Annotated in this window: 21 protein-coding genes and 1 tRNA gene; 17 read left to right on the top strand and 5 right to left on the bottom strand. The window is 70.9% G+C overall.

All coding sequences use genetic code 11. The annotated features are described in order from the left end of the window. A partial coding sequence (locus I0C86_RS43160; RefSeq protein WP_230393877.1) for a hypothetical protein occupies nt 1-250 on the top strand: 250 nt, incomplete at its 5' end. 105 nt (nt 251-355) lie between these two features. Here the strand turns inward: I0C86_RS43160 and I0C86_RS09600 are convergent. Next, nucleotides 356-2,068 carry a dolichyl-phosphate-mannose--protein mannosyltransferase gene (locus I0C86_RS09600; protein ID WP_407676288.1) on the bottom strand — a complete coding sequence of 571 codons (1,713 nt, stop codon included), beginning with the start codon at nt 2,066-2,068 and terminating at the stop codon, nt 356-358. A gap of 84 nt (nt 2,069-2,152) precedes the next feature. Here I0C86_RS09600 and rsmI point away from each other — a divergent pair, with 84 nt between their 5' ends. Next, nucleotides 2,153-3,013, top strand: coding sequence for a 16S rRNA (cytidine(1402)-2'-O)-methyltransferase (rsmI, locus tag I0C86_RS09605; RefSeq protein ID WP_196200870.1), 861 nt, complete (start codon nt 2,153-2,155; stop codon nt 3,011-3,013). Nucleotides 3,014-3,089: 76 nt separating this feature from the next. Here the strand turns inward: rsmI and I0C86_RS09610 are convergent, their stop codons facing one another. After that, nucleotides 3,090-4,313, bottom strand: a complete 1,224-nt coding sequence (locus I0C86_RS09610; RefSeq protein ID WP_196200871.1) for a hypothetical protein — start codon at nt 4,311-4,313, stop codon at nt 3,090-3,092. Between the two features lie 252 nt (nt 4,314-4,565). On the opposite strand from I0C86_RS09610, the gene metG reads away from it, so the two are divergent. Both metG and I0C86_RS09620 read left to right on the top strand, forming a co-directional pair. Beyond that, nucleotides 4,566-6,368 carry a methionine--tRNA ligase gene (metG, locus tag I0C86_RS09615; protein ID WP_196200872.1) on the top strand — a complete coding sequence of 601 codons (1,803 nt, stop codon included), beginning with the start codon at nt 4,566-4,568 and terminating at the stop codon, nt 6,366-6,368. 72 nt (nt 6,369-6,440) lie between these two features. Beyond that, on the top strand, nt 6,441-7,301 hold the full coding sequence (locus I0C86_RS09620; RefSeq protein WP_323373555.1) for an SAM-dependent methyltransferase: 861 nt from the start codon (nt 6,441-6,443) through the stop codon (nt 7,299-7,301). A 37-nt stretch (nt 7,302-7,338) separates the two neighbouring features. Here the strand turns inward: I0C86_RS09620 and I0C86_RS09625 are convergent, their stop codons facing one another. Continuing rightward, nucleotides 7,339-8,625, bottom strand: coding sequence for a hypothetical protein (locus I0C86_RS09625; RefSeq protein ID WP_196200887.1), 1,287 nt, complete (start codon nt 8,623-8,625; stop codon nt 7,339-7,341). 359 nt (nt 8,626-8,984) lie between these two features. Here I0C86_RS09625 and I0C86_RS09630 point away from each other — a divergent pair, with 359 nt between their 5' ends. From I0C86_RS09630 to I0C86_RS09660, 7 genes are all read left to right on the top strand, one after another. After that, nucleotides 8,985-9,887, top strand: a complete 903-nt coding sequence (locus I0C86_RS09630) for a TatD family hydrolase (protein ID WP_196200873.1) — start codon at nt 8,985-8,987, stop codon at nt 9,885-9,887. Nucleotides 9,888-10,030: 143 nt separating this feature from the next. Next, complete coding sequence (gene rsmA, locus I0C86_RS09635) at nt 10,031-10,906, top strand: 16S rRNA (adenine(1518)-N(6)/adenine(1519)-N(6))-dimethyltransferase RsmA (RefSeq protein ID WP_196200874.1); 876 nt, start codon at nt 10,031-10,033, stop codon at nt 10,904-10,906. Between the two features lie 32 nt (nt 10,907-10,938). Further along, complete coding sequence (locus tag I0C86_RS09640) at nt 10,939-11,523, top strand: Uma2 family endonuclease (RefSeq protein ID WP_196200875.1); 585 nt, start codon at nt 10,939-10,941, stop codon at nt 11,521-11,523. Then, complete coding sequence (locus I0C86_RS09645) at nt 11,520-12,476, top strand: 4-(cytidine 5'-diphospho)-2-C-methyl-D-erythritol kinase (RefSeq protein WP_196200876.1); 957 nt, start codon at nt 11,520-11,522, stop codon at nt 12,474-12,476. The genes I0C86_RS09640 and I0C86_RS09645 overlap by 4 nt, the downstream gene beginning before the upstream one ends. A gap of 21 nt (nt 12,477-12,497) precedes the next feature. Beyond that, nucleotides 12,498-14,327, top strand: coding sequence for an ABC-F family ATP-binding cassette domain-containing protein (locus tag I0C86_RS09650; protein ID WP_196200877.1), 1,830 nt, complete (start codon nt 12,498-12,500; stop codon nt 14,325-14,327). Nucleotides 14,328-14,425: 98 nt separating this feature from the next. Continuing rightward, nucleotides 14,426-14,881 (top strand): DUF4383 domain-containing protein, encoded by a 456-nt coding sequence (locus tag I0C86_RS09655; RefSeq protein ID WP_196200878.1) that lies wholly within the window; start codon nt 14,426-14,428, stop codon nt 14,879-14,881. A 107-nt stretch (nt 14,882-14,988) separates the two neighbouring features. Further along, entirely contained in the window at nt 14,989-15,462 is a 474-nt protein-coding gene (locus I0C86_RS09660) for a DUF4383 domain-containing protein (protein ID WP_196200879.1), read from the top strand. 34 nt (nt 15,463-15,496) lie between these two features. Here I0C86_RS09660 and I0C86_RS09665 read toward each other — a convergent pair whose 3' ends face one another. Both I0C86_RS09665 and I0C86_RS09670 read right to left on the bottom strand, forming a co-directional pair. Beyond that, nucleotides 15,497-16,126 carry a TetR/AcrR family transcriptional regulator gene (locus I0C86_RS09665; RefSeq protein WP_196200888.1) on the bottom strand — a complete coding sequence of 210 codons (630 nt, stop codon included), beginning with the start codon at nt 16,124-16,126 and terminating at the stop codon, nt 15,497-15,499. 201 nt (nt 16,127-16,327) lie between these two features. Continuing rightward, nucleotides 16,328-17,299, bottom strand: a complete 972-nt coding sequence (locus tag I0C86_RS09670; protein WP_196200880.1) for an acyl-CoA desaturase — start codon at nt 17,297-17,299, stop codon at nt 16,328-16,330. Nucleotides 17,300-17,727: 428 nt separating this feature from the next. Between I0C86_RS09670 and I0C86_RS09675 the strand changes: the two genes are divergently transcribed. From I0C86_RS09675 to I0C86_RS09700, 6 genes are all read left to right on the top strand, one after another. Next, nucleotides 17,728-17,799 (top strand) — tRNA-Gln (locus tag I0C86_RS09675). A 114-nt stretch (nt 17,800-17,913) separates the two neighbouring features. Further along, on the top strand, nt 17,914-19,428 hold the full coding sequence (gene glmU, locus I0C86_RS09680) for a bifunctional UDP-N-acetylglucosamine diphosphorylase/glucosamine-1-phosphate N-acetyltransferase GlmU (protein WP_196200881.1): 1,515 nt from the start codon (nt 17,914-17,916) through the stop codon (nt 19,426-19,428). Between the two features lie 52 nt (nt 19,429-19,480). Further along, entirely contained in the window at nt 19,481-20,461 is a 981-nt protein-coding gene (locus I0C86_RS09685; protein WP_196200882.1) for a ribose-phosphate diphosphokinase, read from the top strand. Between the two features lie 339 nt (nt 20,462-20,800). Next, nucleotides 20,801-21,484, top strand: coding sequence for a 50S ribosomal protein L25/general stress protein Ctc (locus tag I0C86_RS09690; RefSeq protein WP_196200883.1), 684 nt, complete (start codon nt 20,801-20,803; stop codon nt 21,482-21,484). A gap of 125 nt (nt 21,485-21,609) precedes the next feature. Next, nucleotides 21,610-22,209, top strand: a complete 600-nt coding sequence (pth, locus tag I0C86_RS09695; protein WP_196200884.1) for an aminoacyl-tRNA hydrolase — start codon at nt 21,610-21,612, stop codon at nt 22,207-22,209. Between the two features lie 150 nt (nt 22,210-22,359). Next, on the top strand, nt 22,360-22,798 hold a 439-nt coding region (locus I0C86_RS09700; protein ID WP_323373557.1), incomplete at its 3' end, for an inositol monophosphatase family protein.

The following is a 22,798-nucleotide window of genomic DNA, read 5'->3' on the forward strand; positions in this document are numbered from 1 at the left end:
CTCCGCCGCCATCCTCGCCCGACACGGCACTGAGCAGCAGGCCGACATCGTGGCGACAGCGCGTCGGTCTCGTGACACCACGCCGACACCGCCCGCCATCCACCGTGGATCTGGCACCCCACCACCCGCCGCGCGCGGCGCCGACGGCATGGCCACCCCCCGTTCTCCGGAACAACGCGGGCACGACGGAGTTTCCCTGCGGGAGGCGGCCGGGGTACGTGCCGTCGAACATCCGTCGACCGGCCCGTGATCCGCGAACCGCAGATCACCGCCGGTCATCGGAGGGTCGCCGACGAGGGTCAGATCCGGCGATTGCCGATCAGTGGGCAATGGTGGGCGATTGCCGACCGACAGGTCAGATCCAGCGGTTGCCGAGCCACATTCGGGTCGACCAGTCCGCATACGGCAGCAACTGTCCGACGAAAATCGGATGGAAATAGGCGAAGCAGATCGCGACGAGGAGCACGTACGTGCCCGCCACGATCGCGCCGATCATCCGGCGGTCGCTCGCCCGCGCGGCCGAGCCGTCGGCGTCGGCCGGTTCGGTCGGTGGATCGCCGCCGCCACCTCCGACCCCCACGGGCGTCGGCGCCCGAGCCGGACCGGTGATCGCCCCGAGCACGTAGGTCACCGCGAGGATCATGAACGGCACGACCGGCGCGACGTAGAAGAAGAACATCGTCCGGCCGTCCAGCGCGAACCAGAACCAGGGCAGCAGCCCGACCGCCACCGGCAGGAGGATCGCCAGGGCCCGCCAGTCCCGGCGGGCGATGCCCAGCCAGCCGAGCGCGGCGAGCGCCGGCAGGAAGGACCACCACAGGATCGGGGTGCCGAGCAGCAGGATCTCCGACGCGCAACTGGGTGCCCCACAGGCGCCCTGGTCCGACCAGTGGAACGCGACCGGCCGCCCGAGCAGCAACCATTGCCAGGGCCAGGACTGGTAGACGTGCTTGTCGTCGAGTTGGGCGTGGAACTTCAGCGCCTCGACGTGGTAGTGGAACAGGTTCTGCAGACTGCCGATGATCGGCATGCTGGACTGGCCGGTGTCGGCCCGCCAGTTCCGGAAGTACCCGTTGTCGCTGAGGAACCAACCCGACCAGGTGGCCAGGTAGGTGACGAAAATCAGCACCCCGGCGACCAGCAGCCAGCCGATCTCGTCGAGGAACGTGTCCCGCCACGGCCGGCGTACCCCGACCGACTTCCGGGCACCGACCTCCCAGAGCACGACCAGCAGCGCGAACGCCGGAATGAAGTAGAGCGCGCTCCACTTCACCCCGAAGGCGCAACCGAGCATCACCGCCGCGAGCAGCCGCCACCAGGGCACCCCGTCGGAGAGCCGGAACGGTGGCCGGTGCCGGCGGCCGGAACGGCTCGGATCCATGCCGCCCTCGACGGCCCGCAGCCAACGCGCGCGCCGGACGTCGCGGTCCACCACGAGGGCGCCGAACGCGGCGAGTACGAAGAACATCAGGAAGATGTCGAGCAACGCGGTGCGGGACAGCACCAGATGGAAGCCGTCCAGCGCCATCAGCAGACCGGCGGCGCAGCCGAGCACGGTCGAGTGGAACATCCGGCGGGCGATCCGGATGAGCAGCAGTACCGAGAGCGTGCCGATGATCGCGGCGGAGAAGCGCCAGCCCAGCTCGTTGTAGCCCCAGATCCGCTCGCCGATCGCGATCATCCACTTGCCGAGCGGCGGGTGCACCACGTACGCGGCGCCGTTGTTCTTCTCGTCCCACTCGACGCCACGGAGCAGCAGATTGTGCGCGTCGGTGGCGTAGTAGAGCTCGTCGAAGATCTTGCCCTTCGGATTGCTCAGACCGACCAGGCGCAGGATGCCCGCGATCACCACGACCACCGCCGTGGCCAGCCAGGACCACCCGTCGAGTCGGGCGTCGAACGGCGCCAACCGGCGTCTGATGATCGCCGGAACCCCACCGGTGGGCCGGTGGGAACGGTCGGTCACGGGCGGCCCGGTGGAGGTGTGCGAGGTCACCTCGACGACGGGACCTGTCGGCGGCCCGGCGATCGCCGGGCCCTCGGTCTGCGCTGTCGACGCCAGAGTCACCCAGTGATCGTAGGCTGCCCTGGTGTGAAACGGGGCACGACGCTCGCTATGTGCGATGACATGTATCGATGAAGGAGTCAGTTCGTGGGAAAAACGCCCGGTAGCGGCCGGCTGGTCCTGCTCGGTGCGCCGCTCGGCAACCCCGGCGACGCCTCGGCCCGGCTGCGGGACACCCTCGCCCAGGCCGACGTCGTCGCCGCGGAGGACACCCGCCGGCTCACCCGGCTGGCCCGCGATCTGGACATCGTCATCCCCGGCCGGATCGTGTCGTACTTCGAGGGGAACGAGGAACGGCGTACCCCGGATCTGGTCGCCGCCGTCCTCGACGGTGCACTCGTCGCGCTGGTGACCGACGCGGGTATGCCGAGCGTCTCCGATCCCGGCTACCGGCTGGTCCGCGCCGCCCTGGACGCTGGCGTGCCGGTCACCGTCGCGCCCGGCCCGAGCGCGGTGACCACCGCGCTGGCCCTCTCCGGACTGCCCACCGACCGGTTCTGCTTCGAGGGCTTCCTGCCCCGGACCGGCGGCCCGCGCCGGGCCCGGCTGCGGGCCCTCGCCGCCGAGGAGCGCACCCTGGTCTTCTTCGAGGCGCCGCACCGGGTGGCCGGCGCGCTGGCCGACCTGGCCGGGGCGTTCGGCGCCGAGCGGCCGGCGGCGCTGTGCCGGGAACTGACCAAGACGTACGAGGAGGTGCTCCGGCGCCCGCTCGGTGAGTTGGCGGACTGGGCCGCGACCGGGGAACCGCGCGGCGAGATCACCCTGGTGGTGGCGGGCGCCCCGGTGGTCGCCACCCCACCTCCGCCCGACGCCGACCTGCGGGCCGCGGTCGCGAACCTGGAGGCCACCGGTACGTCCCGGCGTGATGCGATCGCCGCCATCGCCACCGAGTACGGCCTGCGCCGACGGGACGTCTACGTCGTGGTACATCCGCCCACGTCACGTTGACCAGCCTTGGGGCGTCGCGTTGACCAGCAGCGGTGTGTTCCGTGGGCGGCGGTGTGTTCCGTGGGCGGCGGCGTGTTCAGTAGGCGGCGGCGAGGAAGCCGACCGCGAGCAGCAGTGGCCCGGCCAGGCTGATCAGGGCGGCCGGACGGCGGTACCGCCGCTCGGACAGGCGTAGTGCGCCGGTGGCCCAACCGACCCCGGTGCTACAGAGCAGGATCACCCCGAGTCCCAGCGACCAACGCAGGTGCAGCGGGCCGGTTCCCGCGCCGACGTACGCCTTCTGACTGTCCGGGCCGATCATCCGGGCGCCCACCTGGGCGCCGATCTTCCGGCGGCCGCCCTCGACACCCACCAGCCGGATGTCCCGGGCCCTGACCAGGCCGTCGGCCGCGGTGAACTCGCCCCGGCAGTGCTGCCCGAGTCCTCGGCCCGTGCAACTCGCCACGGTCGCGGTGCCCACGTCCCCGTGCCCGACGGCGAGCCACAGCGGTTCCGCGCTGACCCAGGCGAAGAAGCTGGCGAGCAGGGAGAACAGGATCACGCCGGCGAGCCCGAACACCGGATCCCGCTGCGGTTTCGGTGGCCTGGGCGGGCGGGGGAGGGCCGCTTCGGCGGCCGGCTTCTTCGGCCGGCCGTACCAGGTCCGGGGCGTGGGCGCGACCGGCGTCCCGTCCCAGTGGACCTCCTCGATCGGCAGCCAGAAGTCCTCGCCGTCGTCGTCATCGGCGGTCGGGTCCGACCCCGGCCGGGCCGTCGGCGACGACGCGGGAGGACCGTCCCAACCGGTGAAATCCGCCGGTACGGGGACCCTCGGTGCCCGTTGGGGCAGCATGGTCAGCGGCGCGCCCGTGGTCGCCTCGATGCTGGGCGCTTGCGGGACCGTCCCCGGGGCGCTGGCCCACGGTGAGCTCACCTTCGGCGAGGCACCGCCGAACGGCCCGACCAGCGAGGGTTCGTACCCGGCCGCGGGCTGGACCGCCGCTCGCTGCGCGGGCGCGTGTCCCGGTACCGCTCCGGCGGGTGGCCCGGCGTCGTCCAACGCCGGTACGTCCACGGCTGACGCCGTCACGTCCACGTCCAACGCCGTCACGTCCACGTCCAACGCCGTCACGTCCACGTCCAACGCCGGTACGTCCACGGCCGGCGGTTCGGCCCGGTCCGAAGTCGGCACCTCCGTCGACGGCCCGGCAGCGCCCTGGCTTCCGGCGTCGACGGGCCGGGCGGATCCGGCGGGCACGGCGGGTTCGGCCTCGGGAGGGTGCGTTTCCGCTGCCTGCTGCCCACCTGAGCTGCCCGTCACCGGTCCATTGGACAACGGAGGGACGGCTCGCGAAGGCAGCCCGGGGCGCGTGTCGGCGGCAAAACAGTCGGATATTGGCAGATGAGAGGTGATCTTTCCGACTTGGTAGGCGGCCTTTCGGTCAATGATGTACGTCGCGTCACTTTTCGGTCGGGGTCGATCAGGCGCCGGTCCGGGCCGATCCGGCCCTGCCCGGGGGCGAGGGGACGTTGATTCATGATTACCCCGCCCAGGTCACTAGGCTTGGCTTCCATGAGCCACGTTCTCGCCGCGGTCGCCTGGCCATACGCCAACGGTCCGCGCCACATCGGCCACGTCTCCGGCTTCGGGGTTCCCTCCGACGTGTTCAGCCGGTACATGCGGATGGCCGGTCACGACGTACTCATGGTCTCCGGTACGGACGAGCACGGGACGCCGATCCAGGTGCAGGCCGACAAGGAGGGCGTCAGCCCACGTGAGCTGGCCGACCGCTACAACCGGGTGATCGTCGAGGACCTGCACGGGCTTGGCCTCTCCTACGATCTGTTCACCCGGACCACCACCGGCAACCACTACGCCGTCGTGCAGCAGCTGTTCGAGACGCTGCACCGCAACGGCTACATCGTGCCCAAGGTCACGATGGGGGCGATCTCCCCGTCCACCGGCCGTACGCTGCCGGACCGCTACATCGAGGGCACCTGCCCGATCTGCGGGTACGAGCATGCCCGGGGCGACCAGTGCGACAACTGCGGCAACCAGCTCGACCCGATCGACCTGGTCAACCCCCGTTCGAAGATCAACGGTGAGACGCCGCAGTTCGTCGAGACCGAGCACTTCTTCCTCGACCTGCCGGCCTTCGCGCAGGCGCTCGGGAAGTGGCTGGACGGCCGCGAGGGCTGGCGGCCGAACGTGCTGCGATTCTCGAAGAACCTGCTGGACGACCTCCAGCCCCGGGCGATCACCCGGGACCTGGAATGGGGCGTACCGATCCCGCTGGACGGCTGGCGCGACCGCAGCGACAAGCGGATCTACGTCTGGTTCGACGCGGTGATCGGCTACCTCTCGGCGTCGATTGAGTGGGCCCGACGCTCCGGCGACCCGGAGGCCTGGCGACGCTGGTGGTCGGCCGACGGCGAGGGGAAGAACGCCCGGGGCTACTACTTCATGGGCAAGGACAACATCGTCTTCCACTCGGTGATCTGGCCGGCGCTGCTGCTCGGCTACGACGGCGAGGGCGACCGGGGCGGCGAGCCCGGCAACCTGGGCCTGCTCAACCTGCCGACCGAGGTGGTCTCCAGCGAGTTCCTGACCATGGAGGGGAAGAAGTTCTCCTCGTCCCGCCAGGTCGTGATCTACGTACGCGACTTCCTGGCCCGGTACGACGCCGACGCGCTCCGCTACTTCATCGCGGTCGCCGGGCCGGAGAGTCAGGACACCGACTTCACCTGGGCGGAGTTCCTGCGCCGGAACAACGACGAACTGGTCGCCGGCTGGGGCAACCTGGTCAACCGGTCGATCTCGATGGCGGCGAAGAACTTCGGCGCCATCCCGCCGATCGATCCGGCCGGACTCACCGAGGCGGACGAGGCGCTGCTCGCCGCCGCCCGGACCGGGTTCACGACGGTCGGCCAGCTGATCGAGCGGCACCGGCAGAAGCAGGCCATCGGCGAGGCGATGCGGGTGGTCGCGGAGGCGAACAAGTACCTCTCCGAGCAGGCCCCCTGGAAGCTGAAGGCGGAGTCCGACAAGCCCCGGATGGGCACCATCCTGCACGTCGCGCTCCAGGTGGTCAGCGACGCCAACACACTGCTCACCCCGTTCCTGCCGCATTCCGCGCAACGGGTGCACGAACTGCTCGGCGGCACCGGCGTACACGCGCCGATGCCCTCGATCGAGCAGGTCGAGGATCTCGACGGCGGGCCCGGGTACCCGGTGCTGACCGGGGACTACACGGTCGGAGCGAAGTGGGAATCGGTACCGGTCGAGGCGGGACGGGCGCTGGCCACCCCGAAGCCGGTCTTCCGCAAGCTCGATCCGTCGATCGTGGACGAGGAACTCGCCCGACTCGGAGACTGAGCCGGTCGGCCGGTAAGCTTCCTCTTCTCACTTCCCCGAGTCGGAGACGGTGTCGATTGTGGAGCTGGTGACGTGACCGCGCCCAATGACGGAAGCAAGCCCCTGATCCGGCAGGACCTGCCCACCGCGGCGCGGATGTACGACTACTGCCTCGGCGGCAAGGACAACTTCCCGGTCGACCGGGCGGCGGTGCTGGCCGTACACAAGCAGTTTCCGGAGGGTGTGACCGAGGCCCGGAACAACCGGATGTTCCTCTACCGGCTGGTGCGCTTCCTGGCCCGTGACTGCGGGATCCGGCAGTACCTGGACATGGGCAGCGGGCTGCCGACCCAGGCCAACGTGCACCAGGTGGCCCAGCAGTTCCAGCCGGACGCGCACGTGGTCTACGTCGACAACGATCCGATCGTGCTGGCCCACGGACGGGCACTGCTCGCCGACGACCGGACCACCACCGTGATCGCGGCCGACATGACCGAGCCGGAGCGGATCCTCGACGACCCGGAGACGCGGAAGCTCATCGACTTCTCCCAGCCGGCCGCCGCGCTGTTCCTGTCCATCGGACACTCCATCGTCGACGACGCGAAGCTGGAGAGCATGCTCGGCACCGTCTGGGAAGCGCTCGCACCCGGCAGCTACCTCGCATTCGCCCAGGTGTGCGGGGTGGACCAGGCGACGGTGGACGAGGGCAACGAGATGACCAAACGGCTCGGCCTGGTCTGGCGCAACCGTACGACGGACCAGGTCGCCGAGTTGCTCGGTGGTCTGACGGCGGCGGAGACGATAGAGCCGGGGCTGGTGAAGGTCGTCGACTGGCGTCCCGACCCCGAGCAGCCGAGGCTGTCGCACGTCGACGAACCGCTGCGGCCGTACCTGGAGTCGCCTCCGGAGAACCAGCGCTCCATGGAGTGCGGCGTGGTGTTCCGCAAGCCCTGAGCCGCCAGGCCCGTGGCCGGTCGCGGTGACCGCGCGTTCAGATCTCGTACGGCACGTCGAGAACCTGGTCGTCGGTCACCTCGACCGCCGGTGCCCAGGACTCGTAGACACCGCGCTCGTAACACTGTGCGCCGAGCGCCGCGACGTTGTCCGGGTCGGGCCGGCAGAGCCGGACCCGTAGCCAGCCGCCCTCCTCGCGGAGCACCAGGCACCGGGTGTCGCGCCAGTGGACGTACCTGGCCCGGCGGGTCAGCGTCTCCACCGGGTAGCGCGCCGCCCGGGTCATCGCCAGCATCCGGAACTCGCCGGGCGGGTCGGCGACCGCCTCGTACTCCTGCCCCCGGTAACCGCCGATCAACATGGTGGACCGGATCGCGTCGCTGGTCGAGACGTACTCCTGGTCGGGCGACACGCCGGGCACCGCGGCGAGCAGGTGCCGCCAGCGCGGCCCGGCCATCCGCAACCACCCGCGCTGTTCCGGCTGGTACGTGTAGAGGACCACCTCGTCCCCGTCCGACGTGTGCGCCAGCAGGGCGGCGTTCGCCGGCAGCGGCAGGTCGGCGAAGTCCCGGGTGACGAACTCCGGAATGAGGTGCCGCCCGCTCGGGATGAACCCGGTGCCGAGCACCGGTGCGCCGACCCGGTCGTGCGGCGGCATCGTCATCAGGCCCCGGTGCTCGCCGGCCAGCGGCGCGACGTAGTCGACCGGGTCGGTTGCCCGCCAGCGCAGCAGGTACGCGACCTCGGGAACCGCTCGTCCCGCATCGGAGTCGGTACGCAGCAGCATCTGGTCGGCCGGGGTCCGCAGGTGCGCGACGTCGTACTCGCGGTAGCAGAAGCCGTACGGCAGCCAGCCGCGCAGCAGGAACCCGGCGAACTGCTGGGCGGAGAGCGCCTTGACCATCTGGCTGCCCCGCCGCACGGTCGCCGACTCGCGTACCGAGACCAGCACCGGGTCCTCGGCGGCGGCCGGGGTCTGGCTGAGGCCGTGGATGTCCGACCAGCCCCAGATCCGGTGCAGCGGCGCTGTCAGCGGGGTGTCCGCGACCCCGAGCCCGTTCGCCCGTTCGCCGGTACCGGCAGCACTGCCGGCCCCGCCACCGTCGGGAAGTACGCCCACCTCGCTGGCGTGGGCGTACCTGTGGAACGGATAGCGCGCATCTGGGCGTCGGTCCCGCTCGAATCCCGGCGCGGAATCGACACTGAACAGCTCGTACGCGGCACCTCGGGCAAGTTCCTCGGCCGGGTGCACGGCACCGCCGTACCGGACCCGCAGTCCGGCCGGCGTCTCGGGCACCGCACTGGCCGGCGGGGACACGTTCACCGCGCCGACGCTAAGACCGGCCAGCACCGGCCCGGTGAACATCGGGTTACCGACCGGGGCTGGCCGGGCCACGCCGAGCGCGAACTGCCGGTTCGGATGGCCGCCCGGCGCCGGTTCGGTCGCCCGCATCCGACGATTCGGCCGACTTCCGGCATCCGTCTTCCGGGGCCGGTCGGCTCCCGGCATCCGTCTTCCCGGTCCGGCCGACTTCCGGCATCCGTCTTCCCGGGCCGGTCGGCTCCCGGCATCCGTCTTCCCGGGCCGGCCGGCGGCCGGCGGCCGGTGGCGTCGCCCGGCCCGAGCCGGCGCGCCACCGCCCATCTGGTACGCCCCGGCCCGGAACGCGGGACCGATATGTGATGCTGGCGGCGATGAGTCAGCCAACCGAGAGCCGCCGTCAGCGGGCAGCCCGCCGGGCGGGAGAGTTCCCGCCGGTGCCGGAGCGACTGCCCACGCCGGTGATCGACAGCCACACCCACCTGGACATCACCCTCCCCGACGCCGGTACCCCGCCGGGGGACGGCCGGTCGGACGACCCGGTAACGGCGGCGGTCGAGGTGGCTGCCCGGGTCGGAGTCGACCGGCTGGTGCAGGTCGGGGTCGACGTGACCTCGTCGCGCTGGGGCGCCGAACTGGCCCGGCGGCAGCCGGCGGTGGTGGCCACGGTGGCCCTGCACCCGAACGAGGCGCCCCGGCTGGCCGATCTCGACGAGGCGCTGCGGGAGATCGAGTCGCTCGCCGGCGAGGACCGGGTTCGCGGCGTCGGCGAAACCGGAATGGACTTCTTCCGGACCGGGGACGACGGTCGGGCGGCCCAGGAGGTCAGCTTCCGGGCCCACATCGCGATCGCCAAGCGGTACGCCAAACCGCTGGTCATCCACGACCGGGATGCGCACGCCGACGTGCTGCGGGTCCTGGACTCCGAGGGAGCACCGGAGACGGTGGTGCTGCACTGCTTCTCGGGCGACGCCGAGTTCGCCGCCGAGTGTGTCCGGCGCGGATATGTGCTGAGCTTCGCCGGCACGGTCACCTTCGGCAACGCCGCCGGACTGCGCGAGGCGGCCCGGGTGACTCCGCTCGACCAGATCCTGGTGGAGACCGACGCGCCCTACCTGACCCCGATGCCGCACCGGGGACGGCCGAACGCGTCGTACCTGATTCCGTTGACGGTCCGGTCGCTCGCCGAGTCCACCGGTGCCGACCTCGGTGACCTGTGCGCGGCGATCTCCGCGAACGGGGAGCGGGTCTTCGGCCCCTGGTGACGGTTCGCCTCCGGGCCCGGACGCCGGCCGGCCCGGTGGTCGCTCCGCCCCGACCCGTCCGCTGGACAGGGCCCCGACCCGTTCGCTGGATACGGCGGGTTCGCCGTCGGTGCCGACTCCGGTGGCCCGTACCCTGTCACAGCATGGCCGCAGACCTGCTCGGCCCGGCGGAGATCCGGGAACTCGCCGCCCGGCTGGGCGTCGCGCCGACCAAGCGGCTCGGCCAGAACTTCGTGCACGATCCCAACACGGTGCGTCGGATCGTCGCCGCTGCCGGGCTGACCGTGGCGGATGTCGCCCTGGAGGTGGGCCCGGGGCTCGGCTCGCTCACCCTCGGTCTGCTGGCGTTCGCCGGGCACGTGCACGCCGTCGAGATCGACCCGGTGTTGGCCGGGGCCCTGCCGGAGACGGTCGACCGGCACGCCGGACCGACGGTCGCCGGGCGGTTGACCGTGCATCAGGCCGACGCGCTGCGGATCACCGCCGCGCAGCTCGGCGACCCGGCCCCGACCGCGCTGGTCGCGAACCTGCCGTACAACGTCGCGGTGCCGGTGGTCCTGCATCTGCTCGCCGAACTGCCGAGCCTGCGCCACGGACTGGTGATGGTGCAGAAGGAGGTGGCCGACCGGCTCACCGCCGGCCCCGGTTCCCGGACGTACGGCATCCCGTCCGTGAAACTCGCCTGGTACGCGGACGCGCGGAGCGCCGGCCGGGTGCCACCGAACGTGTTCTGGCCGGTGCCCAACGTCGACTCCGGCCTGGTCGCCTTCACCCGGCGGGAGCCGCCCCGAGCCGACGTACCCCGGAAGCGGGTCTTCGCGGTGATCGACGCGGCGTTCGCGCAGCGGCGCAAGACCCTGCGGGCCGCCCTGGCCGGCTGGGCCGGTGGTCCGGACCGGGCCGCCGAGGCGCTGGTCGCGGCCGGCGTCGACCCCGGTGCCCGGGGCGAGTCGTTGACCGTCGGGCAGTTCGCCGCGATCGCCGCGTCGGCCCCGGTGACCGCATCGACCGCCGAGTAGGCTGACGGCGTGTGTGTCAGGAGGTGTCCGACGTGACGGCGCAGCCCGTCGGTTCCGCGTCCCGGCGGCCGTGGTCACCCGACCCGCTTCGACAGCGGCTGGCGAACTACACGATCGAAGACGTCCTGGCCTTTCCCGACGACGCTCCGCGCGTCGAACTGCGCGACGGAGTGATCATCGTGGTCCCGTCCCCGACCTTCGGGCATCAGACGATCGCCAATCTTCTCTGGCTGTGGTTCCGGCAACATGCGCCGCTCGACTATGAGCCGGTGACGGCGGTCGGGGTGGCGATCAGCCACCGGGACACCTTGGAACCGGATGTGCTCCTGCTGCGCAGACCGGTGGTCCGGGAGAGCCACTACTTCGACCCGGACCAGGTTGTCGTCGCCGTCGAGGTAGTGTCGCCGGGCACGAAGCGGCGGGACCGGCTGGAGAAGCCGGCGGATTACGCCGCCGCCGGCATCCGGTACTTCTGGCGGATCGAGCAGGAACCGGTGCACGTGCACGCGTACGAGCTGGTCGGTGACCGGTACGAGTTGGTGGCCGACTCGGCCGAGGAGTTGGTACTGGCGAAGCCGTTCGAGGTCCGACTCCGCATCCGGGACATCGCTCCGTGACCGAGGCGTGGCGACCGGACGAGGAAGACGATCGTCCGCGCCGGGGCCTGCCGGGCCCGGTGAAGGTCCGGGTGCCGGCAAAGGTGAACCTCCATCTCGGGGTCGGGCCGCTGCGTCCGGACGGCTTCCACGAGCTGAACACCGTCTACCAGGCGATCTCGATCCATGACGAGCTGACCGCCCGGCGCGGCGACACCCTGACCCTGACCATGGAGGGTGAGGGCACCGGCGAACTGGCGCTGGACGAGTCCAACCTGGTCATCCGGGCGGCCCGGGCGCTCGCCGAACACACCGGGATGCCCGCGCACGCCCGGCTGCACCTGCGCAAGCAGATCCCGCTCGCCGGTGGCCTGGCCGGCGGCAGCGCCGACGCCGCCGCCGCGCTCGTCGCCTGCGACGCACTCTGGGGAACCGACCTGTCCCGGGACGAGCTTGCCGGGATCGCCGCCGGGCTCGGCTCCGACGTCCCCTTCCTGGTGTACGGCGGTACGGCGCTCGGCACCGGCCACGGTGAGACGATCAGCCCGATCCTGGCCCGTCCGGTCACCTGGCACTGGGTGGTGGCGATCGCCGACGGCGGTCTCTCCACCCCGGCCGCCTACCGGGAACTGGACCGGCTCCGGGCCGAGTACGCGGCCCCGGCGCCGTTGCGTAGCGCCGACGCGCTGCTCGCCGCACTGCGCGGCCGGGATCCGGCCCGGCTCGGCCGGGCACTCGGCAACGACCTACAGGCCGCCGCTCTCACGTTGCGTCCCGCGTTGACGGAGACGCTGAAGGCCGGCGAGGCGGCCGGGGCACTCGCCGGTATCGTCTCCGGTTCCGGGCCGACCTGCGTGTTCCTGGCCGCCGACGCGACCCGGGCGGAGGAGATCGCGACCGAGTTGCGGGCGTCCGGCCTGTGTCGGACGGCACGTACGGCGTACGGGCCGGTCCCCGGCGCCCGGGTCTGCTGATCGCCTGACTACGGTCTCAGCATGGCCAATATCGTCAACCTGGATCGGGTCTCCAAGGGGTACGGCGCGGCGGGGCAACTGCTCACCGACGTCTCGCTCGGCCTCGACGACTCAGATCGGATCGGGGTTGTCGGGCTGAACGGCGCCGGCAAGTCCACCCTGCTGCGGCTGCTGACCAAGATCGAGGATCCGGACAGCGGGCGGGTGACGCACCGGCGTGACCTGCGGGTCGCCTCGCTGCCGCAGACCCTGACGCTCGATCCCGAGGCGCGGGTCCGGGACGTGGTGCTCGGCACCGCGTGGCTGGACGAGGGGTTCGGCGCCGAGCACGAGTGGGCCGGGGACGCGGGCGTACGGGCGGTGCTGGACGGCCTCGGCATGCCGTACCTCGGGCTGGACCAGCCGGTCGGACCGATGTCCGGTGGCGAGCGACGGCGGGTGGCACTGGCCGCGCTGCTGGTCCGTACCGCCGACCTGCTGGTGCTGGACGAGCCGACCAACCACCTGGACGTGGCCGGGGTGGACTGGCTGGCCCGGCATCTGATCGGCAAGCGGGGCGCGCTGGTGGTGGTCACCCACGACCGGTGGTTCCTCGACGCCGTCTGCACCAGTACCTGGGAGGTCGGCGACCAGGCGGTACGCGCCTACGAGGGCGGGTTCGCCGCCTGGACGCTGGCCCGGGCGGAACGGGAGCGGGTGGCCGCCACGACCGAGGCGCGCCGGCAGAACCTGCTGCGCAAGGAGATCGCCTGGCTGCGCCGGGGGCCGCCCGCGCGTACCTCGAAGCCGAGGTTCCGGATCGACGCGGCGAATGCGCTGATCGCCGACGTGCCGCCACCCAGGGACAGTGTGTCGCTGCAACGGCTGGCCACCGCCCGGCTGGGCAGGCAGGTGTACGACCTGGAGAACGTCACCCTGCGGGCCGGGACGAAACTGATCCTCGATGACCTGACCTGGCAGGTCGGCCCGGGTGACCGGATCGCCATCGTCGGCGCCAACGGTGCCGGCAAGACCACCCTGCTCCGGCTGCTCGCCGGCACCCGGGAGCCCGAGGAGGGGCGGTTGCGGACCGGCTCCACGGTCAAGCCGGCGTACCTCTCGCAGGAGCTGGCGGAGCTTCCCGGCCAGCTGCGGGTGCTGGAGGCGGTGGAGGAGGTGGCCCGCCGGGTCGTGTTCGGGGATCGCGAGATCAACGCGTCCCAGCTCGCCGAGATGTTCGGCTTCGACGACCGTCGGCTCTGGACCCCGGTCTCCGACCTCTCCGGTGGTGAGCGGCGGCGGCTGCAACTGCTCCGGCTGCTCGCCGCCGAGCCCAACGTGCTGCTCTTCGACGAGCCCACCAACGACCTGGACACCGACACCCTGGCCGCGCTGGAGGACCTGCTCGACTCGTGGCCGGGCACCCTGGTCGTGGCCAGTCACGACCGTTACCTGGTCGAACGGGTCACCGACGTGGTGTACGGGATGTTCGGTGACGGGCGCCTGATCCATCTGCCCGGCGGCATCGATGAGTATCTCGCCCGGGTCCCCACCTCCGGTGGACTCCGGACCGGTGGGTTCGGCACCGCCGGCCCGGCACCCGGCACGGCACCTGGGACGGCACCGGAGCGGACCGAGAACGGCCTGTCCGGAGGTGACCTTCGCGCGGCCCGCAAGGAGTTGACCCGGCTGGAGCGGCAGATCGGCAAGCTGGAGCGGCGCGAGTCGGCGCTGCACGACCAGCTTGCCGAGCATTCGACCGACTACAACCGGGTTGCCGACCTGGACGGGCAGCTCCGGGCCGTCCGGGCCGAGCGGGAGCAGACCGAGGAGGCATGGTTGGCGCTCGCCGAGCAGGTGCCGGAGAGCTGAGCCCGGCGTGACCGCCCAGGGGTGTGCGGCGTCGTTCGGGCGGCATGCGGGAGAATCGGCCCCGACCCCCCACTGGAACGGCGTTGGAGACTTCGAGCATGAGCCACAATCCCGTCAACCACCCCGCGCGGCCGATCTACCGGGCAATCGGCGGACTGACCGGCGTCTACCTGGTGCTCTTCGGTGTGCTCGGCATCGTCGAGACCAGCGGCGGCGAGTTTTTCGCCCAGGACGACACCCTGGTGCTCGGCCAGGGCACCAACCTCGGCAACTCGGTGCTCTCCATCGTGCTCGGCCTGGTGATTCTGGCCGCGACCCTGATCGGTCGGAACGTCGACGTGGCGCTCAACAAGCCGCTCGGGTACGCCCTGATGGCCCTCGGTGCCGCCGCTCTCGCCGTCCTGCGTACCGATGCCAACTATCTCAACTTCAGCGTCGCCACCTCGATTGTCGTCATGATCCTCGGTCTGGTGCTGCTGATGGCCGGGATGTACGGCAAGGTCGGCTCCGACGACGAGGCCAGAGCTTTCGAGCACGCCCGCCTGTTTTCCTGAGTGGCGGGTACGTCCCCCGGCCGATGATTGTCGGTTTGCCGGGAAACCTCCTCCGTCCTGGGTGACAATCCGGTAGGAAAGTCATTCATCGGTACGGAGGAGGGCCCATGGCGCACATCCCGGTCAATCATCCGGCGCGGCCGGTCTACCGGGCGATCGCCGGGCTCATCGCGCTCTACATCCTGATCTTCGGCATCTTCGGCCTCGTCGAGACCGCCGACGACGACCTGTTCAGCCGGAGCAGTCACTGGGTGCTGGGGCTGCGGACCAATCTGGCCTTCGCGCTGGTCTCCGTGGTCTTCGGGATCATCGTCCTCTTCGGTGCGGTGCACCGGGGCAACCTCGGGCACCTGATGAACCTGACCGCCGGGGTGGTCTTCCTGGTCGTCGCGCTGGCGATGATGACGGTGCTGCAGACCGAGGCCAACATCCTCAACTTCTCGATGTCGACCGTCATCGTGTCGATGCTGTTCGGCCTGGCGTTCCTGGCCACGGGCCTCTACGACAAGGTGGGGCCGCCGGAACACGCCGAGGAGGAGGACGAGCGGCGGAGCAGTTCGTCTGCCCGGTCCGGCCGGTGAACGTGGCGCCCGAGGTGGCGGAGGCCGCCGGACCTCAGCGGGTCCGGCGGGTCAGCAGGGTCGGCTTGGCCTCCAGGTGGGACAGGCCGTTCCAGGCCAGGTTGACCAGGTGTGCGGCCACGGTCTCCTTGCGCGGCTTACGCACCTCCAGCCACCAGCGTCCGCTCAGCGCCACCATGCCGACCAGCGACTGCGAATAGAGTTCCGCGAGCTTCGGGTCGTACCCCCGACTTTTGAACTCGGCTCCCAGGATGTGCTCCACCTGGTGCGCGACGTCGTTCATCACGCTGCTGAAGTTGCCGGTCGCGGAGAGCACCGGAGATTCCCGGACCAGCACCCGGAAGCCGTCGGTCTCCTCCTCGATGTAGTCGAGCAGGGCCAGCGCCGCCTGTTCGAGCAGCTCTCGGGGGTGCCCGGCGGTCAGCGCGGCGGCGACCCGGTCGAGCAGGGCCCGTACCTCCCGGTCGACCACGACCGCGTAGAGGCCCTCCTTGCCGCCGAAGTGCTCGTAGACGACCGGCTTGGAGACCTTGGCGCGGGCCGCGACGTCCTCGATCGAGGCCGCGTCGAACCCGCGTTCGGCGAAGGCCTGCCGACCGATGGCGATGAGCTGCTCGCGACGCTGTGCGGCGGACATCCGTACCCGGGAGCCGGGCTTGACCATCGGTGGCGTGGGGGCGGGGATCTTTCTGCGGGCGACGCCGCGACCGGTGCTGCTCGGGCCGTCTGTCACCTCGTTATCCCGCTGCCCCGCCGTGCCGCCACGTCGACTCGTTCCGTTCCCGGTGGTGCCCCCGCTTGGCTCGGTCACCTGGCCATCCTGCCAGCCGGATGCACCTGGCAGGGTGCCCGGTCATCTCGGCGGTCACTGCGAGGGTGTCGGTTTGAGTAGTTTCGCGCTGATCCGCTCCGGCTTCGGCCACCGTACGTCGTAGGCCGCCCCGACCTTCTCGAACACCCAGATCGTCCGGGCCGTGATGTCGACCTGTCCCCGCAGCACACCGTGCCGGGCACAGGTCGGGTCGGCGTGGTGCAGGTTGTGCCAACTCTCCCCGAAGGACAGGATGGCCAGCGGCCAGAAGTTCGTCGCCTTGTCGCCCTGGCGCACCTCGAACGGGCGCTCGCCGTAGACGTGGCAGACCGAGTTGATCGACCAGGTGATGTGGTGCAGCAGCGACACCCGGACCAGGCCGGCCCAGAAGAGTGCGGTCAGCGCGCCCTGCCAGGACCAGGTGACCAGGCCACCGATTGCCGCCGGGCCGAGCAGCGAGACGGCCACCAGGACCGGGAAGAGTGCGGTCACCCGCCGGATGTCCTTGTCCGCCAACAGGTCCGGGGCGAACCGCTCGCGGTTGGACAGCTCCCGGTGGAACAGCCAGCCGACGTGTGCGTGGAACAGGCCCTTGGTGAGCCCCCAGACGCTGGCGCCGAACCGCCACGGCGAGTGCGGGTCGCCCTCGAGGTCGGAGAAGGCGTGGTGCCGACGGTGGTCGGCGACCCACTGGGTGATGTCGCCCTGGATGGCCAGGGAGCCGGCGACCGCCAGCGTCACCCGCAGCCAGCGCTTCGCCTTGAACGACCCGTGCGTGAAGTACCGGTGGAAGCCCGCGGTGATGCCGACACCGGCCACCACGTACCAGACTCCGGCGATGGCGATGTCGGTCCAGCTCAGCCAGCCTCCCCAGGCCACCGGAACGGCGGCGAGCAGGGCGAGGAAGGGGACGGTCACGAAGGCCCAGAGGGCGAACAGGATGGCCTTGGACTGAACGCCCTCGGTGAGCGGCTTGGGTCCGCTTTTCGCGCCGGAGGCCGGAGGTTCGAGCAGGACGGAGGACATGGCACCTCACACGGAGCGTAGGGGAAGGATCGGTAACTTACGCCTACGTCACCGTAACCTACGCTGCCGTAGTCTGCCATGGACGCGAACCTGAAAATCCGCTGCCAGGCATCGACGGATCATCTCGTACACCTGTCCTGATCTGCGGTTCATGGTCGATCCGCTCGGTGCCGGGGCGCGACGCCCGCGCGGCGTCGAACTGCCCTCCGCGCGGGAGATCCAGCGCCGCCTGGGCATCGGCAGGGACCGGTTGTCCGCGTTGCTCCGGGATGTTCCCCCGCCGGAGTGGACGAAACGACCCGACGCCAAGGACGAACCGCGGGCCCGGGCGATCCAACCGCGCGGCACCGGCCGGTCGGTTCCGGACGTTGCCGCCCGAGGGGGTGGGGCTTGCCGATGGCGAGGCGCTAGGCTAACCACGCACACCTTCGGCCGTGGTGTAATTGGCAACACCCAAGATTTTGGTTCTTGTGTTTCAGGTTCGAGTCCTGGCGGCCGAGCTCCCACTTCAGCCCTTCTCAGGCCGTTCGTCCGGCCGAGAACGCGGGAACCTCCCCACGCGGTGCGGCTAGCATGAGGCCGCACACTGCCGGTCGTTCTGAGGGAGCTACCTCGTGTCCCAGCCCCGCCTCCGTACCGTCGTCGTCCTCGCCGCCGGTGAGGGCAAGCGGATGAAGTCGGCGATACCCAAGGTGCTACACCCGATCCTCGGCCGTACCCTGCTGGGCCATGTCCTGGCGGCGGCCGCGCCGCTGGCGGCGGACCGCACCCTGGTCGTGGTCGGCCACGGCGCGGACCAGGTGACCGATCATCTCGCCGGCGTCGCCGCCGGAGCGGAGCCGGTGCTCCAGGCCGAGCAGCACGGCACCGGACACGCCGTCCGGATCGCGTTGGACAGCACCCCGGACGCCGCCGGCACCGTGGTCGTGCTCAACGGCGACGTGCCACTGCTCCGACCGGAGACGGTCACCGCGCTGGTGGCCGCGCACGAGGCGGCGGGCGCCGCGGCCACGGTGCTGGCGGCCGAGGTCGCCGACCCGACCGGCCTGGGCCGGATCGTCCGCAGCGAGAACGGCGGGCTGGAGCAGATCGTCGAGGAGCGGGACGCCAGTGCCGCCCAACGCGCGATTCGGGAGATCAACGCCGGCATCTACGCCTTCGACGCGGCGCTGCTCCGGGACGCGCTGGGCAAACTCTCCACCGACAACGACCAGGGCGAGGAGTACCTCACCGACGTCTTCGGCCTGCTCGTCGCGACCGGCGAGACGGTGGCGGTGCACGTCGCCCCGGACGCGACCGAGACCCTCGGCTGCAACGACCGGGTCGAGTTGGCGGCGCTGCGCCGGCTGCTGCGTGACCGGATCAACGAGGGCTGGATGCGGACCGGCGTGACCCTGCTCGATCCGGCGACCACCTGGATCGACGTCACGGTCGCCCTGGACCGGGACGCGGTCGTCGACCAGAACACCCAGTTGCGCGGAGCCACCACGGTCGGCTCGGGCGCGACGGTCGGGCCGGACACCACCCTGATCGACACGACGGTCGCGGCCGGAGCCACCGTACTGCGGGCCCACTCGGTCGGCGCCGTCATCGGCGCGGGGGCGAGCGTCGGGCCGTACGCGTACCTGCGGCCGGAGGCGAAGCTGCGGGACAGGGCGAAGGTCGGCACCTTCGTCGAGGTGAAGAAGTCCGAGATCGGCGAGGGCGCGAAGGTGCCCCACCTGAGTTACGTGGGCGATGCCACCATCGGCGCGCAGGCCAACATCGGGGCGGCCACGATCTTCGTCAACTACGACGGCGTGCACAAGCACCACACCACGATCGGGGAGGCCGCCTTCGTCGGGTGTGACACCAACCTGGTCGCACCGGTCGAGGTGGGTGCGGGCGCGTACATCGCGGCGGGCAGCGCCATCACCTCGGACGTGCCGCCGGGAGCGCTCGGTGTCACCCGGGCGGAGCAGCGCAACGTCGAGGGCTGGGTCGCCCGCCGTCGGCCCGGCACGAAGTCGGCGGCGGCGGCGGAGCGTGCCGGACCGAAGGCGGCCGGCGCAAGCGAAGGTGAGGCAATCCACGGGGCGCCTGATGCGGGTGGCCGTGGTCCGGCCCCGGGGGATACTGCAACCGAATAGTCTCTCCGCCCAACTCCGGGTGACACGCCGACAAACGGGAGCAGACGAGCCGATGGGCAGCATCGTCGCCGAAAACCGCAAGAGCCTGATGCTCTTCTCCGGAAGTGGATTTCCGGAGTTGGCAAAGGAGATCGGTGAGGTGCTCGGAGTGGCGCCGACACCGTCCGACTCGTACGAGTTCGCCAACGGCGAGATCTTCGTACGGTTCAAGGAATCGGTGCGTGGTTCCGACGCCTTCGTGGTGCAATCCGTCACGCACGGTGTGAACAAGTGGGTCATGGAGACCCTGATCATGGTCGACGCGTTGAAGCGCGGCTCGGCCAAGCGGATCACCGTCGTCCTGCCGTTCTACCCGTACTCCCGGCAGGACAAGAAGCACCGGGGCCGGGAGCCGATCTCGGCCCGTCTGGTGGCCGACCTGCTCAAGACGGCGGGTGCCAACCGGATCCTCACCGTCGACCTGCACACCGCGCAGATCCAGGGTTTCTTCGACGGGCCGGTGGACCACCTGTTCGCGATGGACATCCTGGCCGAGTACGTCCAGCGCAAGTACGCCGGCCGACCGATGACGGTGGTGGCGCCGGATTCCGGTCGGGTCCGGGTGGCGGAGCGCTGGACGGACCGTCTCGGCGGCTGCCCGCTGGCCTTCATCCACAAGACCCGGGACCCGATGAAACCGAACCAGGTGGTCGCGAACCGGGTGGTCGGGGACGTCGAGGGTCGGGTCTGCCTGATCGTCGACGACATGATCGACACGGGCGGCACCATCTGCAAGGCGGCCGAGATCCTGCACGAGTCGAAGGCGGCGGACGTCGTGGTCGCGTCGACCCACGCCCTGCTCTCCGACCCGGCCACCGAGCGGTTGAAGAACAGCCGGATCAGCGAGGTGGTGGTGACCAACACCCTGCCGTTGACGCCGGAGAAGCAGCTCGACAAGCTCACCGTGCTGTCGATCGCGCCACTGCTGGCCAGGGCGATCCGCGAGGTGTTCGACGACGGTTCCGTGACCACCCTGTTCGGCGGGCTCAGCTGAGGTCCGTCCGCCGGCCTCCGGGCGCCGTGCCGGTTCGGTCCGTGGACGGGCGCCGGGCCGGCGCGTTCGAACTCGGCGGGGGCGTGGTCCGGTTTCGCGGGCATCCCGGCAGGCCGGGCGGGGACCGCCGAAACTCCGGATCCGGGCTCGGGTAGACTGGTGCGGTTGCCACGGCGAGGGTGCCCTGCGGGCCGCTGAGCAAGCGCCGCACGGACGCACCGTCATCGACGCGGTGCTCCGGGCTGTGTTCACGACGCAAGCGCCCCAGCGAGCCCCTCGCCCTAGCACCGCAACCGCCAGCCGACGTAGCGACGCAGTGACCGTATCAGGAGTCTTCCCGTGTCCGAGGTAAAGATCAGCGCCGAGCCCCGCACCGAGTTCGGCAAGGGTGGTGCCCGTCGTACCCGCCGGGCCGGTAACGTGCCCGCCGTGCTGTATGGGCACGGCGAGAAGCCCAAGCACATCGCGCTGCCCGCGCGCGAGTTCGCCGCCGCCATCCGGCACGGTGGCGCCAACCAGTTGTTCGCGATCGAGATCAGTGACGGCACGCAGGCGCTCGCCCTGCCGAAGGCCATCCAGCGTGATCCGATCAAGGACACCTACGAGCACATCGACCTGCTGCTGGTCCGTCGGGGTGAGAAGGTCACCGTCGACGTTCCGGTGCACCTCACCGGCGAGGCGGCCCGGGACACCCTGGTCGTGCACGAGCAGAACACGCTCTCGGTGAGCGCGGACGCCACCCGGCTGCCGGAGAGCTTCGAGGTCTCGATCGAGGGCCTCGAGGTCGGCTCGCAGGTGACCGCGGCGGACGTACGGCTGCCGGAGGGCGTCGAGCTGGTCGCCGACGGGGAGCAGCTTCTCGCGCTCGTCACCCAGGCACCGTCCGCGGAGCAGATGGCGGCGGAGGCCGGCGAGGAGCCGACCGAGGCGGAGGAAGAGGAAGCCGGTGCCGAGGGCCCCGGTGCCGAGGCGGAAGAGGCCGAGGGCGAGGCCACACCGGCCGCGGGTTCCACCGAATCCTGACCGATCCCGTAAAACAGGCGCTCCCGCATCGATCGGGGGCGCCTGTTTTCCGTACGGGCTGCGGCGAGCGGTAGAACTGACGGTAGTGGCCGGGCAAGGCCACCAGCGGGTACAGGGAGAAGGGCGTGGCGGAGGAGCTTTCACCGTGGCTGCTGGTCGGGCTCGGCAACCCCGGCAAGGAGTACGCCCGGAACCGGCACAATGTCGGGTTCATGGCGGCCGAGTTGGTCGCCGAGCGGATCGGTGCCAGGTTCGGCCGGCACCGCCGTGCCCATGCCGAGGTCGCCGAGGGGCGGCTCGGGTTCGGCGGCCCGAAGCTGGTGCTGGCGAAGCCGTTGACGTACATGAACCTCTCCGGTGGTCCGGTGGCGGCGCTGGCGCAGTTCTACAAGGTGCCGGTCGGTCAGGTGATCGCCGTACACGACGAGTTGGACATCCCGTACGGGCAGCTCCGGGTGAAGTGCGGTGGTGGCGAGGGCGGCCACAACGGGCTGCGGTCGATGTCCAAGTCGTTGGGCAGCAAGGACTACGTGCGGGTGCGCTTCGGCATCGGGCGCCCACCGGGACGTCAGGACCCGGCCGACTACGTACTCTCCGATTTCTCGGCGGCGGAGCGCAAGGAGCTGGAGTTCCTGGTGGACCGGGCGGCCGACGTGGCGGAGGCGGTCGTCACCCGGGGACTGGAGTGGGCGCAGAACGCGTATCACGGAGCTGACGGCCGATAGTCGGCTCCCGCAGTCGGACGGTGTGGCGGATCGGTGGATATGCCTGTTAGATGACCCGGGAACGGTAGTCTTCTCGCCGCGAATGAGGAGGCAATCCATGATCGTGGTCTATTCGACGGCCGGTGACGCCGGCTCCCCGGGGGTGCGCTGATGGCCGCGCCACCGGTGATCGACGGGGCCTTCGCCCGCTGGCTGGCCAGCCGTGCGGGCCAGGCTCTGCTGGACCTCCGCGCGGAGCTGGGGCACGCGGATCCGGGTGCGTTGAAGGCGGCCGGAGACAAGGTGTCCCACGAGCTTCTCCGCACCGAGTTGGCCCGGTGGCGACCGGCCGACGCGGTGCTGTCGGAGGAGGACGAGGGTTCCCGGCTGGCCTGGGCCGCCGCCGCCGAGCCGGGTGCGGCGCCACGGCTGCACGCCGACCGGGTCTGGATCATCGATCCCCTGGACGGCACCCGGGAGTTCTCCGAGGAGGGCCGCACGGACTGGGCGGTGCACGTCGCGCTCTGGGCCCGCCGGGCCGGCACCCCGCACGGGCTGGTCGGCGGCGCGATCGGGCTGCCCGCGCAGCACCGGGTGCTCGGCCCCGACC

It is taken from the genome of Plantactinospora alkalitolerans, from assembly GCF_015690345.1.
Lineage (GTDB): Bacteria > Actinomycetota > Actinomycetes > Mycobacteriales > Micromonosporaceae > Plantactinospora > Plantactinospora alkalitolerans.

Bases quoted from the DNA above. Each gene is read 5' to 3' on its own strand.
- metG (WP_196200872.1), top strand. From the start codon at position 4,566: ATGAGCCACGTTCTCGCCGCGGTCGCCTGGCCATACGCCAACGGTCCG.
- I0C86_RS09630 (WP_196200873.1), top strand. From the start codon at position 8,985: ATGCTGGCGGCGATGAGTCAGCCAACCGAGAGCCGCCGTCAGCGGGCA.
- rsmA (WP_196200874.1), top strand. From the start codon at position 10,031: ATGGCCGCAGACCTGCTCGGCCCGGCGGAGATCCGGGAACTCGCCGCC.
- I0C86_RS09650 (WP_196200877.1), top strand. From the start codon at position 12,498: ATGGCCAATATCGTCAACCTGGATCGGGTCTCCAAGGGGTACGGCGCG.
- I0C86_RS09655 (WP_196200878.1), top strand. From the start codon at position 14,426: ATGAGCCACAATCCCGTCAACCACCCCGCGCGGCCGATCTACCGGGCA.
- I0C86_RS09660 (WP_196200879.1), top strand. From the start codon at position 14,989: ATGGCGCACATCCCGGTCAATCATCCGGCGCGGCCGGTCTACCGGGCG.
- I0C86_RS09665 (WP_196200888.1), bottom strand. From the start codon at position 16,126: ATGGTCAAGCCCGGCTCCCGGGTACGGATGTCCGCCGCACAGCGTCGC.
- I0C86_RS09670 (WP_196200880.1), bottom strand. From the start codon at position 17,299: ATGTCCTCCGTCCTGCTCGAACCTCCGGCCTCCGGCGCGAAAAGCGGA.
- I0C86_RS09685 (WP_196200882.1), top strand. From the start codon at position 19,481: ATGGGCAGCATCGTCGCCGAAAACCGCAAGAGCCTGATGCTCTTCTCC.